We start from the raw sequence: 12,403 nt of genomic DNA, 5'->3' as shown, positions 1-12,403 counted from the left end.
AGGCCCCGTCCGATGGACGGGGCCTTCCGTTTGTGGCTGGGGCCGGGGTCGAACCGGCGACCTATCGCTTTTCAGGCGATCGCTCGTACCAACTGAGCTACCCAGCCACGCAGTTCACAAGTGAACTGCAGCGGTCCTGACGGGATTTGAACCCGCGGCCTCCACCTTGACAGGGTGGCGAGCACTCCAAACTGCTCCACAGGACCAAGCAATGTGCGAGCACTAGTCTCGCACACAGTAATGCGTGCCCCCAACGGGATTCGAACCCGTGCTACCGCCTTGAAAGGGCGGCGTCCTGGGCCACTAGACGATGAGGGCTAAGGGCCCACCTGCGCGCTTCACAGCGCGTCGGGGACGTGAGAAGCATATGGGATGGGAGGCGCCATCGCCAAAACGGTTTCCCGGGGGCCTGTGGAGGCCGGTACGAGGGCTGCCGCGCACCCCGCCCGCGCCGCCCCGCACGTTCCGTCCCTGCCCCTGCGCGCCCCATGCGTGACAATGGCGGCGTGCTGGAGATGACGCGCGAGGAGTTCGAGGAACTGGTCGCCGAGGCGCTGGACCGCATCCCGCCGGAGCTGACGCGGCTGATGGACAACGTCGCCGTGTTCGTCGAGGACGAGCCCGCCGCCGACCACCCCGACCTCCTCGGGCTCTACGAGGGGACCCCGCTCACCGACCGCGGCGAGTGGTACGCGGGTGTGCTCCCCGACCGGATCACCATCTACCGGGGCCCCACCCTGCGGATGTGCGAGTCGCGGGAGGACGTGGTCGCGGAGACCGAGGTGACCGTGGTGCACGAGATCGCCCACCACTTCGGCATCGACGACGACCGGCTGCACGCGCTGGGCTACGGCTGAGACCTCCGGCGTACGGCTGAGATCTCTCGCGTACGGCTGAGTGGGCCGGTCCTGTTCACGGTGCCTGACGGACTGTCGGGTGAACTTGTGTTCGGCCGGTGAAGTGCGTCGCCGGTCAGCGCCGTGGCGGGTGCTACCCGTCGGAATCCCGTTCGTACGGGCAAGGTCCCGGGCGTGTCCCCGGCGGGGAAAAGGGAGTTGGGCAGGGCGACCCTGCCCCGCCCGCGCCTGTGGAGGCCACCCGTGCGCCAGTTGTCCGCCCCCGTCCGTTTGGCCGTGACCGCGCTGGTGGTCGCGGCGTCGGCGGGCTGCATGAGTGTGAGCGACGACGGGAAGGCCCCGAAGCCCTCGGCCTCGGCCGGGCGCGAGGAGGCGGGCGCCGGGACGCGCGGGGTCGCGGGGGTGTCCGGCGGGGCCGGACGTGGGCGGCCGGGCAAGCACGGCGAGAAGCCGTCCGGTGGGTCGTCGGCGTCCCCGCGGCCGAGCGGGTCGGTGTCGGGGGCGTCAGAGGCCTCCCCGGGCGGCCGGCCGGGGAAGCCGCAGAACCCGGTGCCTCCGGGCGCCCCGGCGGGCGCCCACTCCGCGCCGGCGCAGCAGCCCTCGCAGCCCCAGGTGCCGCCGCCCCAGCCGACCCCGCCGGCCAGCCCCACGCCCCCCACTCCGCCGGCCAGCCCGAAGCCCACGAGTGACAGCTCGCCGTCCGCCTCCCCGGCGGCGGACACCCGGAACACCGCGCTCCGGGACATGAGCGAAGGGCCTGCCACCAAGACCGAGCCGGCGGCATCGCCGCAGGTGGGACCGGTATAGGGCCTGTCCGGTGGATCTTGCCTGGGACGCGCGGCTCTGGCACGCACATCTGCCGCGTTGTCGTCGGTTGCCGACGCTCCGCGTCGCCGCCCTCCTCCGCCTTGCAGCTGCACGCACCAGACCCCCGCTCACCAGCACCGAAAGGGCATCCGGAACCGCAGGCGGCCAGATCCACCGGACAGGCCCTAGAGGGTTGCGGGCGGGCCGGTGTGAGGTGGATCGCACAGGAGCGGTTTGCGCTCCTGTGGGGTGAGTGCGTATGGTGGTAGATCGTTTGATCCCATTGCCCGGCGCCGAAACAGAAGCGCGCCGTGTGGCGCGTACTCTCCCTAGCCGTGGCTGACCGCATTGAGGCGGTCGAATTGCGAATCACGGAGTTGACGGGCGCGTGCCGAGACTCCGGAAGGTTTCGCATTTCGCATGTCCATTTCCAGTACTGATCACACCGTCATGCCCGAGAACGACGAGATCGTCGTCGCCGAGGCTGTCGAGACCGTAATCACCGAGACCCCCGAGATCTCCGACGCCGTCGAGGCTGTCGTCGAGGTCGAGGAGCCCACCGACGAGGCCGCCGAGGCCGACGCCGAGCCGACCCTCACCTTCGCGGACCTCGGTCTGCCCGAGGGCGTCGTGCGCAAGCTCGCGCAGAACGGTGTGACCGCCCCCTTCCCGATCCAGGCCGCGACCATCCCGGACGCCCTGGCCGGCAAGGACATCCTCGGCCGTGGCCGCACCGGCTCCGGCAAGACCCTCTCCTTCGGTCTGCCGACCCTGGCGCAGCTCGCCGGTGGCCACACCGAGAAGAAGAAGCCCCGCGCGGTCATCCTGACCCCGACCCGCGAGCTCGCGATGCAGGTCGCGGACGCCCTCCAGCCGTACGGCGACGTGCTCGGCCTGAAGATCAAGGTCGTCTGCGGCGGTACGTCGATGGGCAACCAGATCTACGCCCTGGAGCGCGGCGTCGACATCCTCGTCGCCACCCCGGGCCGTCTGCGCGACATCATCAACCGCGGCGCCTGCTCGCTGGAGAACACCCAGATCGCCGTCCTCGACGAGGCCGACCAGATGTCCGACCTGGGCTTCCTGCCCGAGGTCACCGAGCTGCTCGACCAGGTGCCGGCCGGCGGCCAGCGCATGCTCTTCTCCGCCACGATGGAGAACGAGATCGGCACGCTCGTCAAGCGCTACCTGGTCGACCCGGTCAGCCACGAGGTCGACAGCGCCCAGGGCAACGTCACGACGATGACGCACCACGTGCTCGTCGTGAAGCCGAAGGACAAGGCGCCGGTCACGGCCGCGATCGCCGCCCGCAAGGGCCGCACGATCATCTTCGTCCGCACCCAGCTGGGCGCGGACCGCATCGCCGAGCAGCTGTGCGAGTCGGGCGTCAAGGCCGACGCGCTGCACGGCGGCATGACCCAGGGCGCGCGTACCCGAGTTCTTGAGGACTTCAAGAAGGGCTACGTCAACGCGCTCGTCGCCACCGACGTCGCCGCGCGCGGCATCCACGTCGACGGCATCGACCTGGTCCTCAACGTGGACCCGGCCGGTGACCACAAGGACTACCTGCACCGTTCGGGCCGTACCGCCCGCGCCGGCAAGTCCGGTGTCGTCGTGTCGCTCTCGCTGCCGCACCAGCGCCGCCAGATCTTCCGGCTGATGGAGGACGCGGGCGTCGACGCCTCGCGCCACATCATCCAGAGCGCCGGCGCGTTCGACCCCGAGGTCGCCGAGATCACCGGTGCCCGTTCGCTGACCGAGGTCCAGGCCGACTCCGCGAACAACGCCGCCAAGCAGGCCGAGCGCGAGGTCGCCGAGCTCACCAAGCAGCTGGAGCGTCTGACGCGCCGCGCCGGTGAGCTGCGCGAGGAGGCCGACCGTCTGGTCGCGCGTTCCGCCCGTGAGCGCGGCGAGGACCCGGAGGCCGCTGTCGCCGAGGTGGCCGAGGCCGCCGAGGCCGAGGTCGCGGCCGCCGTCGTGGCCGCCGAGCCGGTCGCCCAGGAGCGTCCGGCGTACGAGCGCCGTGACGAGCGGGGCAACTTCGCCCGTCGTGACGACCGCGGTGGCGACCGTGGTGGCTTCCGCCGCGACGACCGCGACAACCGTGGTGGCGACCGTGGCGGCTTCCGCCGCGACGACCGTCGTGACGACAACCGTGGTGGCGGCTTCAACCGCGACCGCAACGACCGTCCGTCGGGCGGTTTCAACCGCGACCGTAACGACCGCGGCTTCGAGCGTCGTGACGACAACCGTGGCGGTGGCTTCAACCGCGACCGGGGCGACCGCGGCTTCGAGCGCCGTGACGACAACCGTGGTGGCGGTTTCCGCCGCGACGACCGTCGTGACGACAACCGTGGTGGCGGCTTCAACCGCGACCGCAACGACCGTCCGTCGGGCGGTTTCAACCGCGACCGTAACGACCGCGGCTTCGAGCGTCGTGACGACAACCGTGGCGGTGGCTTCAACCGCGACCGCAACGAGCGTCCCTCCGGTGGCTTCCGCTCCGGTGGCGGCGACCGCCCGTTCAACCGTGACCGCAACGACCGTCCGTCGAGCGGCTTCCGCTCCGGCGGCGGCAGCGGCGACCGCCCGTACGGCCGTCGTGACGACCACCGTGGCACCGGCACCAACACCGGCTCCTTCGGTGCCCGTCGTGACGACAAGCCGCGCTGGAAGCGCAACGGCTGACGCACGCTGAACTGAACGACGGAAGGGCCCGTACGGCACCCAAAGGGTGCGGTGCGGGCCCTTCCGCTTTGTCTGGCGCGCTGCTCGGCGAGGGCTATGTCGCCTGGGAAGCGGGACGGCGTGCTGAGCGTGACGGACGTACGCGGCACGACCGGCACCCACACCGTCGGCAAGCCCGCCGGCGCCCGCCCCGGGCCCGGCGACGTTCCGTTGGTGGCTGCCGAGGCCCGCGACCAACTGGCTCCTGATCCTGCGCCAGGACGGCGACGCCGGGGTGGTCCGCGACTTCGAGGTCGGCAGTCCGGCGCGCGGTCTGATCAGCGTGGAGTGGGACGGCAAGGACAGCAAGGGCCGCCTCGCGACCAACGGCAGGTACACCTGGGAGCTGTCCTCCGACTCCGCGGACAAGAAGAGCCCGATGGTGTTCGCCAAGTCCTCCTTCACCCTGACCGGCGCCGCCCCGGCCCCGCGCGACTTCATCGGTGACGACGCGTACGGCGACCTGCTCGGATTCACGCCGTCCGGTGTCGCCGACTTCCGTGGCGGCAAGGACGGCAAGGTCGACGCGAAGGTGTCCGGCGGCGGTTGGACCGGTGCGAACACGGTCACGGCGGCGGTCCCGTTCGGGGACGTCGACGTCGACGGGTCGAACGACGTCCTGGTCCGCCTGACCAGTGGCGAGCTGCGCGCGTACAAGCCGGCGGGCAAGGCCCTGACCCCCTCCACTCCGTACGCGAGGATCGGCGGCGGCTGGAACATCTACGACTCCCTGACGTCGACGGGCGACTTCACCGGCGACGGCCGTCCGGACCTGCTCGCCCGCGACACCACCGGTGTCCTGTGGTCCTACGCGGGCGACGGCAAGGGCAACTTCGCGGGCCGGGTGCGGATCGGCGGCGGCTGGCAGATGTACAAGTACATCGCCTGACGCTCCCGAGACGCGTGGGAACGGTTTCGGCCAACAACTGGCGCATGGCATGCCCCCGGTGAGGGAATCGCTGGGGGCATGACAAGTGACGCGAGTACGAATCCGGACGCCCACGGGGCTCCGGACGGTCTCGGTCCGGCGGACGGCGGCGCGGTGAGCGTGCGCGGCGCGACGTCCGACGAAGAGCGGCTGGCGCAGCTCGGCTACACCCAGGTGCTGGCCCGCCGGATGTCCGGCTTCGCCAACTACGCCGTCTCGTTCACCATCATCTCGGTCCTCTCCGGCTGCCTGACGATGTACGCGTTCGGCATGAGCACCGGCGGCCCGGCCCTGATCACCTGGGGCTGGGTCGGGGTGGGCCTGATGACGCTGCTGGTCGGCCTGTCGATGGCCGAGATCTGCTCGGCGTACCCGACGTCGGCGGGCCTGTACTTCTGGGCGCACCGACTGGCCCCGCCGCGCAGCGCGGCGGCCTGGGCCTGGTTCACGGGCTGGTTCAACGTCCTGGGCCAGGTCGCGGTGACCGCCGGGATCGACTTCGGCGCGGCGTCGTTCCTGGGCGCGTACCTGAACCTCCAGTGGGACTTCAAGGTCACGCCGGGCCGCACGATCCTGCTCTTCGCGGCGATCCTGGTCCTGCACGGCCTCCTGAACACCTTCGGCGTAAGGATCGTGGCGATCCTGAACGGCGTGAGCGTGTGGTGGCACGTGCTGGGCGTGGCGGTGATCGTGGGCGCGCTCGCCATCGCGCCGGACCACCACCGGTCGACGACGTTCGTCTTCACCCACTACGTGAACAACACGGGCTGGAGCAGCGGGTTCTATGTGGTCCTGATCGGCCTGCTGATGGCCCAGTACACGTTCACGGGCTATGACGCCTCCGCGCACATGACGGAGGAGACGCACGACGCGTCGACGGCCGGCCCGAAGGGAATCGTCCGCTCGATCTGGACGTCGTGGATCGCGGGTTTCGTCCTGCTCCTGGGCTTCACGTACGCCATCCAGTCGTACGACGACGAACTGGTCTCGCCGACCGGCGCGCCGCCCGCGCAGATCCTCCTGGACGCGCTCGGCGCGACGACGGGCAAGCTGCTGCTGCTCGTGGTGATCGGGGCGCAGCTGTTCTGCGGGATGGCGTCGGTGACGGCCAACTCCCGGATGATCTACGCGTTTTCGCGCGACGGCGCGCTCCCGTTCTCCCGCGTCTGGCACACGGTGAGCCCTCGCACCCGCACGCCGGTCGCGGCGGTGTGGCTGGCGACGGCGGGCGCGCTGGCACTGGGTCTGCCGTATCTGATCAACGTGACGGCGTACGCGGCGGTGACCTCGATCGCGGTGATCGGCCTGTACATCGCGTACGTGATCCCCACGCTGCTGCGTCTGCTCAAGGGCGACGCCTTCGAACGCGGCCCCTGGCACCTGGGCCGCTGGTCCCGCCCCATCGGCCTGGCGTCGGTCGCCTGGGTGGCGCTGATCACGGTCCTGTTCATGCTGCCCCAGGTGTCCCCGGTGACCTCGAAGAACTTCAACTACGCCCCGGTCGCGGTCCTGGCGGTGCTGGGCTTCGCGACGGTGTGGTGGGTGGCGTCGGCCCGGCGGTGGTTCCTGCGGGACGCGTCGAAGGGCGCGGGCTCGTGATGGGCGGCTGAGCCCCGCCGGGCCCGGAGGCCGATACCCGATCGGCCTCCGGGCCCTGTCGGGCTATGCTGCGGGGGTGCGGTATGCCAAGGGCCATTAGCTCAATTGGCAGAGCAGTGGACTTTTAATCCATTGGTTGTCGGTTCGAGTCCGACATGGCCTACCGGTCGCCGGTCGGTGGATATTCCGCCTGACCTGCGTTTTGGCGCCCCGCCCGGGTTCTCCGGGCGGGGCGCTCACGCGTTCTCGGCCCCGTGCGTGGGCGACCGGGGTGAGCCCGGGTGTGTGCTGCGTGTCTTGCTACGGGGCGAGGAAGACCACCGACTTGAACACCCGCGCGGGCCCGGCCTTAAAACCCGCCTTCAGAGTCGTGCTCGGACCAAAGCACTCCTCCTCCAGGTAGAGCAGCACGTCCTGATCGGTGCGGTTGTTCGGGCTGAAGGCGTTCTGGAGCGGATGCCCCACGATCTCGGGGATGTCGATGCACTTGTTGGAGCTCGGGTCCTGCAGCAACGACGTGGTCGTGGCTCCGGGGAGGCCGTAGTGGTAGTCGAGGCGGCCGAGGGCCGCGTTGGCCGAGGTGGGGATCGTCACGGTGAGGACCAGGGCGCCGAAAGCGGCGCCGACCGCATGACGAAGACGCATGAGGGGACTTCCTCTGCTCGGAGGCGGCCAACCGGAGGTAGGCCGTCCGCTACGAGCATGGACTGAACGTTCCCTCTGTGGGCCTCCACGAGGAGGCGCGCGGTGGTGATCAAGGGGCGCGCGAGGAGTGACGGCTCACGAAGACGGCCGGTGCCGTGGTGTCGCCCAAGGGGGGCGCGCTCCACGGCACCGGCCGTTTCAAGAACCCCGGCCCGCATGCCGGGGTTGGCCGGAGACGGGGGAATAGTGCTCTCCGGCGCGCCGCGGGCGGCCGGTGTCGAGGACGCAACGTGTTGGCGATTGTCGACACCGGCCGCTGTCTGGGGTGCGTACGCCGACCGGCCCGCGGCACAGGGGACAGTCGCCGTATCCCGGGGGCGGCGGGCGTCGGCGTCCGTCCGGCCGGACACCTGGCAACCGCTGCCACCTGGGTTGACGCGTACGAGACCCGTGAGGGCTTCGTGCGGACCAGTGTGGAGGGATACCCCGCCCCCTTTCCAGGGGGCTGAATTGCAGATAATGATCCAGCCATCAACATCCAGCCCCCGGAGGCCCCAGCTCCTGAGCGAGAGTCCCATATCCCCGCCGCGGGCCCGCCCAGGCCCACCCACCCGTCCCCCGAACGAAGGTCCCGTTTTGCCGCTCGCCGCTCGTGACCGCATGTCCCTGAAGACGCTTCTCCAGGAGCGGCGTGCCGCCATTCATCCGGAGTCGGCCGGGTTTCCGCCCAGGCAGGCCGGGCCGGGGCGGCGGGTCGCCGGGCTCAGCCAGGAGCAGATGGACGTCCTCCTTGAGCGCACGCCGGGTACCTACAACCGGTTCGAGAACGGGCAACTCAATCCCACTGCCGAGTTCCTGACGAATGTGGCGCGAACATTGCGGCTCAACGAGCAGGAGTGGACGTTCCTGTGGCGGCTCACGCGGCGCGAGTACCCGCCGTACACGCTGAACCGGGACTCGGGGATGTCGGTGCCGGGCGTGTGGCAGCGGGTCGTCGAGCAGATCGAGGGCGCGATGGCGTACATCACCGACGCCGCCTGGAACCTGCTGGCGTACAACGAGGAGTTCGCGGACCTCTTCCCGCGGCGTGAGGTGCCGGACAACACCATGCGCTGGATGGCCCTGGACGCCGAGGCCCGCGAGGAGGTGCTGACCGACTGGGAGTACCGGTGGGCGCCCATGGTGCTGCCCCAGTTGCAGCACGGGGTGGAGATGCGGCCCAACGACGCCCAACTGCGCCGCCTGGAGGCCGAGGTGCAGGCTGACCCCGTGGCCGGGCCGCTGTACCGGGAGACCGGGGCGAGCGCGATCCCCTACCCGGACGGGTCCGAACGTCCCATCCGGCACAGCCTGTACGGGCCCGGCTGGGTCACCACGTGCGTAGCCGAGCCGGTCACCTCGCCCGGTGCCCGCGTCATGCTGCTGCTCTACACACCCGGCGCCTCGCTCGTGAGCCGTCACCCGATGCTGAGCGCACCGCTCACCAGCTGAACCCCCTCGTACGCGCCGTCCGCACCACCCCGCGACCCCGAAACCTGGGCTCTGTTCGAATTCAGAGGAACGAAATCCAGCCGCCTCAACTAGGTTGATATTTCGCCCGTTGGCCTCTCGAAGGGGAGCCCCGTCGTGCCCGTACACATAGCCCTTCCCTCCGTCGTCCTGCCGGAGCACATAGTCGCCACGGATGAGATCTGTGCGGACATACGGCGGGCCCACCCCGATCGGCCGCGCCTTGAGGCGCATCTGCGCATCGCCCGCGCGACCACCGTCCGGACCCGCCGTTTCACCCGCCCGCTGCACGCTCCGACCGTGGCCGGAAACGCCACCATCGAGGAGCGGAACCGGGCCGCGTACGAGGACGCGCTGCGGCTTGCGGCGCAGGCGGGGCGGGAGGCCCTCGCGCACGCCGGACTGGAACCGGACGACATCGACTGCGTCATCACCAGCCACACCACCTCGTGGACCGTGCCGTCCCTCGATGTCGCGCTCGTACGGGAGCTGGGCCTGCGACCCGACGTACGGCGGATCCCGATGGCCACCGTCGGCTGCGCGGGCGGCGCGCACGGGCTGGTCCGGGCGCACCAGGACATCGCCGCGCACCCCGGCTCCCACGTCCTCGTGGTCGTCGCCGAATGCCTCTCCACGGCCACCTACAACCACACGGACTCCAGCCGCGAGTCGATGATCTACAAGGTGCTCTTCGGGGACGGCTCGGGCGCGGTCGTCGTCTCCGACACCCCCGCCTGGGCCGGGCCGAGCTTCGTCATCGAGGACACCTTCGAGTACGTGCTGCCCGACAGCATCGACCGCTACCAGGGGCGCCTGTCCGGCGCGGGGCTGCACTTCGACTCCACCTCCGCCGCCACCGCCGCCCTCAACGACAGCCTGCCGGCGGTACGCAAGTGGCTCGGCGGCAGCGGCCGGGCGCTGGAGTTCGCGGTCGTCCACCCGGGCGGGCCCCGGGTCCTGGAGGACGCCGCCATCGGCTTCGGGCTCAACGGCGACCGCGACCACGGCGACCTGCGGCACGCCTGGGCGAGCCTGGCCGCCAACGGCAACCTCGGCGGCTCGGCCGTCCTCGACGTCCTCGCCCGCACCTTCGCGCAGGCCCCCGCCGACCGCCAGTACGGCCTGATCATCGGCTTCGGCCCGGGGTTCGTGCTCGCCGCCTCCCGGGGCCACTGGTCGGCCTGATCCGGCCCGATGGGGCGGCCGGAGCCAATCCGGTACGGAGCACCTCCCCGCATGCCGTACAGTTGTGTTTACCGACGCGGGGTGGAGCAGCTCGGTAGCTCGCTGGGCTCATAACCCAGAGGTCGCAGGTTCAAATCCTGTCCCCGCTACTGAAGTCCACAGGGCCCGGCACATATGACATGTGCCGGGCCCTGTGGCGTTTCACGGGAACTCGACACTTACGTAAAGTAGTCTCCCGATTGCTATGCGCGAGCACGTGGCGGGGCTGCTGGAATCGATGGCCCGGATCGGGGCGGCGACGCGGCGGAGAGTGCCCGTCGTGCCGCTGTTCCTCGCCGCGTGCGCGCTGCTGATGTGCGTCTCGCTGCCACCGGCCGCCGTGTCCTGGCTGTCCGCGCCGGGGCACACCAAGGGCGGCGTCCCGGCCGTGCACGGGCCCCCTGCGGCCCGTCGGCACGCCAGAGGGACGTGCGTACGGGGGCTCTCCGGGCCCCGACGGTGCCGGGCGCGGCTCATCGCGACGGGAGCCGATCGCCGCTAACCCGGTTGGCCGAGGTGCGGTCGCCGTCGCGCACGCCGGCCGACAGCCTGGGTGGGGCACGGCAGGTCGGCAGCCCGGCGGACGCGCAGGGAGACGACAGGTGCGGCAGCTAGGAGAGGACGAGGGCCGGGAGGGGCCCGGGCGCCTCGACCCGGTGGAGGATGACGCCCCCAGGCGGCGCCTCGGCCTCGTGCGCGTCCTGCCCGCCCTGATCCTCGTCGTCGGCGTCGTCTTCGACGTCTCGACGCCGCCCGATCTCACCGCCGCCGCCCTCTACTCGGCCGCGCCCCTGATCTCCGCCTCGTTCTTCGGCCGGGTCGGTACGGCCGTCACCGGCGCGGGCGCCGTCGCGTCGGTGCTGCTCACCAACTACCTCCACGATGTCCCCAGCACCGCCGAGGCGGTCAGCGAGCTGCTCACCGTGTGCACGGTCGCCCTGCTCGCCCTGGTCATCAACCGCACCCTGCGCCGCAGCGGCGAGCGCCTGGCCTCCGCGCGCGTCATCGCGGAGACCGCCCAGCGCGCGGTGCTGCCCAAGCCCGGCGGACGCATCGGCGGACTCCAGGTCGCCGCGCGGTACGAGGCGGCGCAGGCGGGCGCGTTCATCGGGGGCGACCTGTTCGCCGTCCAGGACACGCCGTACGGGGTGCGGCTCGTCGTCGGGGACGTGCGCGGCAAGGGGCTCGGGGCGGTCGAGGCGGTGGCCGTGGTCATCGGGGCGTTCCGGGAGGCCGCCGAGCAGGAGCCGTCGCTGGAGGACGTGGCCGGGCGGCTGGAGCGGGCGCTGGCCCGGGAGGGCACCCGGCGCGACGGCCTGGACGCCTTCGAGGGGTTCACCACCGCCGTGCTCGCCGAGATCCCGCCCGGCCGCGAGTGCGTACGCCTGGTGAACCGGGGGCACCCCGAGCCGCTGCTCCTGCACGCGGACGGCAGGCTCGACGCGCTCACCCCCGCCGACCCCGCGCTGCCGCTGGGGATGGCGGAGCTCGGGGTGTGGCCGGACCGGGCGGACGCGTACCCGTTCCCGCCCGGCGCGACGCTGCTGCTCTACACCGACGGCCTCTCCGAGGCCCGCGCGGCCGAGGCCCCGGGCGACTTCTACGACCCGCACGAGCGGCTGCGCGGCCGGATCTTCCCGGGGCCGGAGGAGCTGCTGGACGCGCTCGTCGACGACGTACGCAGACATACGGGCGGGGGCGCGAGCGACGACATGGCGCTGCTCGCGGTGAGCCGCCCCGGGGTGCGCCAGCCGGAGCGGCGCCGGACGATGCCGGTGGTGCCGTGACCCTGATCCGGCTGCTTCGTGACCCTTCGTGTCCGAACGGCCGCTCAGCGCACGCTGTTTGACGCACTGTCATTAAGGATCAACGGGAACAGCTTGGAAACAGGTCCGGGTGTCTATTAACGTTCGATAACGCAGCGCGGTCGTCCCAGCCGTCGCCTAGGCGGCACCGTGCGCATGCGCCGAATCCCGCAAGGGAACCGGGGAACCATCAACTTGGGGTGAATCGGGCACCTTCGCACCCTTCTGAGGTGCCCGTAGGAGACCTTCCTGCTCCGAACCCGTCAGCTAACCCGGTAGGCCAGAAGGAAGGAAAGGAGTGC

General features: G+C 71.0%; 10 protein-coding genes, 5 tRNA genes, 1 pseudogene and 1 riboswitch. Of the genes and pseudogenes, 12 read left to right on the top strand and 4 right to left on the bottom strand.

What is annotated here, in order from left to right:
• Positions 1–33: 33 nt before the first annotated feature.
• From BG418_RS17915 to BG418_RS17905, 3 genes are all read right to left on the bottom strand, one after another.
• A tRNA-Phe gene (locus BG418_RS17915) sits at positions 34–107 on the bottom strand.
• Positions 108–131: 24 nt separating this feature from the next.
• A tRNA-Asp gene (locus tag BG418_RS17910) sits at positions 132–206 on the bottom strand.
• Between the two features lie 39 nt (positions 207–245).
• A tRNA-Glu gene (locus BG418_RS17905) sits at positions 246–318 on the bottom strand.
• A gap of 188 nt (positions 319–506) precedes the next feature.
• On the opposite strand from BG418_RS17905, the gene BG418_RS17900 reads away from it, so the two are divergent.
• The 7 genes and pseudogenes from BG418_RS17900 (at position 507) to BG418_RS17875 (ending at position 7,081) form a co-directional block, all read left to right on the top strand.
• The gene (locus BG418_RS17900; protein ID WP_188274916.1) at positions 507–857 is read left to right on the top strand and encodes a metallopeptidase family protein; all 351 of its coding nucleotides are present in this window, start codon (positions 507–509) and stop codon (positions 855–857) included.
• 243 nt (positions 858–1,100) lie between these two features.
• On the top strand, positions 1,101–1,664 hold the full coding sequence (locus BG418_RS17895; RefSeq protein ID WP_188274915.1) for a hypothetical protein: 564 nt from the start codon (positions 1,101–1,103) through the stop codon (positions 1,662–1,664).
• 420 nt (positions 1,665–2,084) lie between these two features.
• On the top strand, positions 2,085–4,352 hold the full coding sequence (locus BG418_RS17890) for a DEAD/DEAH box helicase (protein WP_188274914.1): 2,268 nt from the start codon (positions 2,085–2,087) through the stop codon (positions 4,350–4,352).
• A gap of 208 nt (positions 4,353–4,560) precedes the next feature.
• Positions 4,561–4,743 (top strand): annotated as a pseudogene (locus BG418_RS40560) (FlgD immunoglobulin-like domain containing protein); the annotation flags it as partial.
• A 27-nt stretch (positions 4,744–4,770) separates the two neighbouring features.
• The gene (locus BG418_RS17885; RefSeq protein ID WP_262928597.1) at positions 4,771–5,280 is read left to right on the top strand and encodes an FG-GAP-like repeat-containing protein; all 510 of its coding nucleotides are present in this window, start codon (positions 4,771–4,773) and stop codon (positions 5,278–5,280) included.
• Between the two features lie 78 nt (positions 5,281–5,358).
• Positions 5,359–6,918: an amino acid permease gene (locus BG418_RS17880; protein ID WP_188274913.1), complete on the top strand. Its 1,560-nt coding sequence runs from the start codon at positions 5,359–5,361 to the stop codon at positions 6,916–6,918.
• Positions 6,919–7,008: 90 nt separating this feature from the next.
• Positions 7,009–7,081 (top strand) — tRNA-Lys (locus BG418_RS17875).
• Between the two features lie 137 nt (positions 7,082–7,218).
• Here the strand turns inward: BG418_RS17875 and BG418_RS17870 are convergent.
• A complete protein-coding gene (locus BG418_RS17870) occupies positions 7,219–7,563 on the bottom strand; it encodes a hypothetical protein (protein WP_188274912.1) in 345 nt (114 codons plus the stop codon).
• A 660-nt stretch (positions 7,564–8,223) separates the two neighbouring features.
• Between BG418_RS17870 and BG418_RS17865 the strand changes: the two genes are divergently transcribed.
• The 5 genes from BG418_RS17865 (at position 8,224) to BG418_RS17845 (ending at position 12,083) form a co-directional block, all read left to right on the top strand.
• Complete coding sequence (locus tag BG418_RS17865; protein WP_188274911.1) at positions 8,224–9,054, top strand: helix-turn-helix domain-containing protein; 831 nt, start codon at positions 8,224–8,226, stop codon at positions 9,052–9,054.
• A gap of 135 nt (positions 9,055–9,189) precedes the next feature.
• The gene (locus BG418_RS17860) at positions 9,190–10,257 is read left to right on the top strand and encodes a PhlD (RefSeq protein ID WP_188274910.1); all 1,068 of its coding nucleotides are present in this window, start codon (positions 9,190–9,192) and stop codon (positions 10,255–10,257) included.
• Between the two features lie 75 nt (positions 10,258–10,332).
• A tRNA-Met gene (locus BG418_RS17855) sits at positions 10,333–10,406 on the top strand.
• Between the two features lie 95 nt (positions 10,407–10,501).
• Positions 10,502–10,798 (top strand): hypothetical protein, encoded by a 297-nt coding sequence (locus BG418_RS17850; RefSeq protein WP_188274909.1) that lies wholly within the window; start codon positions 10,502–10,504, stop codon positions 10,796–10,798.
• A 100-nt stretch (positions 10,799–10,898) separates the two neighbouring features.
• Positions 10,899–12,083 carry a PP2C family protein-serine/threonine phosphatase gene (locus tag BG418_RS17845; RefSeq protein WP_188274908.1) on the top strand — a complete coding sequence of 395 codons (1,185 nt, stop codon included), beginning with the start codon at positions 10,899–10,901 and terminating at the stop codon, positions 12,081–12,083.
• A gap of 167 nt (positions 12,084–12,250) precedes the next feature.
• Positions 12,251–12,398, top strand: a riboswitch (cyclic di-AMP (ydaO/yuaA leader).
• Positions 12,399–12,403 lie beyond the last annotated feature (5 nt).

The organism is Streptomyces sp. CBMA152 (assembly GCF_014596475.1).
In the GTDB taxonomy this organism is placed as follows: Bacteria; Actinomycetota; Actinomycetes; order Streptomycetales; family Streptomycetaceae; genus Streptomyces.
The sequence above is the reverse complement of the archived record's forward strand: the minus strand, read 5'-3'. Positions and strand labels throughout refer to the sequence as shown.

What these genes read in the sequence shown, in the direction of transcription:
- BG418_RS17850 (WP_188274909.1), top strand. Translation starts at nt 10,502, where the DNA reads ATGCGCGAGCACGTGGCGGGGCTGCTGGAATCGATGGCCCGGATCGGG.
- BG418_RS17870 (WP_188274912.1), bottom strand. Translation starts at nt 7,563, where the DNA reads ATGCGTCTTCGTCATGCGGTCGGCGCCGCTTTCGGCGCCCTGGTCCTC.
- BG418_RS17880 (WP_188274913.1), top strand. Translation starts at nt 5,359, where the DNA reads ATGACAAGTGACGCGAGTACGAATCCGGACGCCCACGGGGCTCCGGAC.
- BG418_RS17885 (WP_262928597.1), top strand. Translation starts at nt 4,771, where the DNA reads ATGGTGTTCGCCAAGTCCTCCTTCACCCTGACCGGCGCCGCCCCGGCC.
- BG418_RS17890 (WP_188274914.1), top strand. Translation starts at nt 2,085, where the DNA reads ATGTCCATTTCCAGTACTGATCACACCGTCATGCCCGAGAACGACGAG.
- BG418_RS17865 (WP_188274911.1), top strand. Translation starts at nt 8,224, where the DNA reads ATGTCCCTGAAGACGCTTCTCCAGGAGCGGCGTGCCGCCATTCATCCG.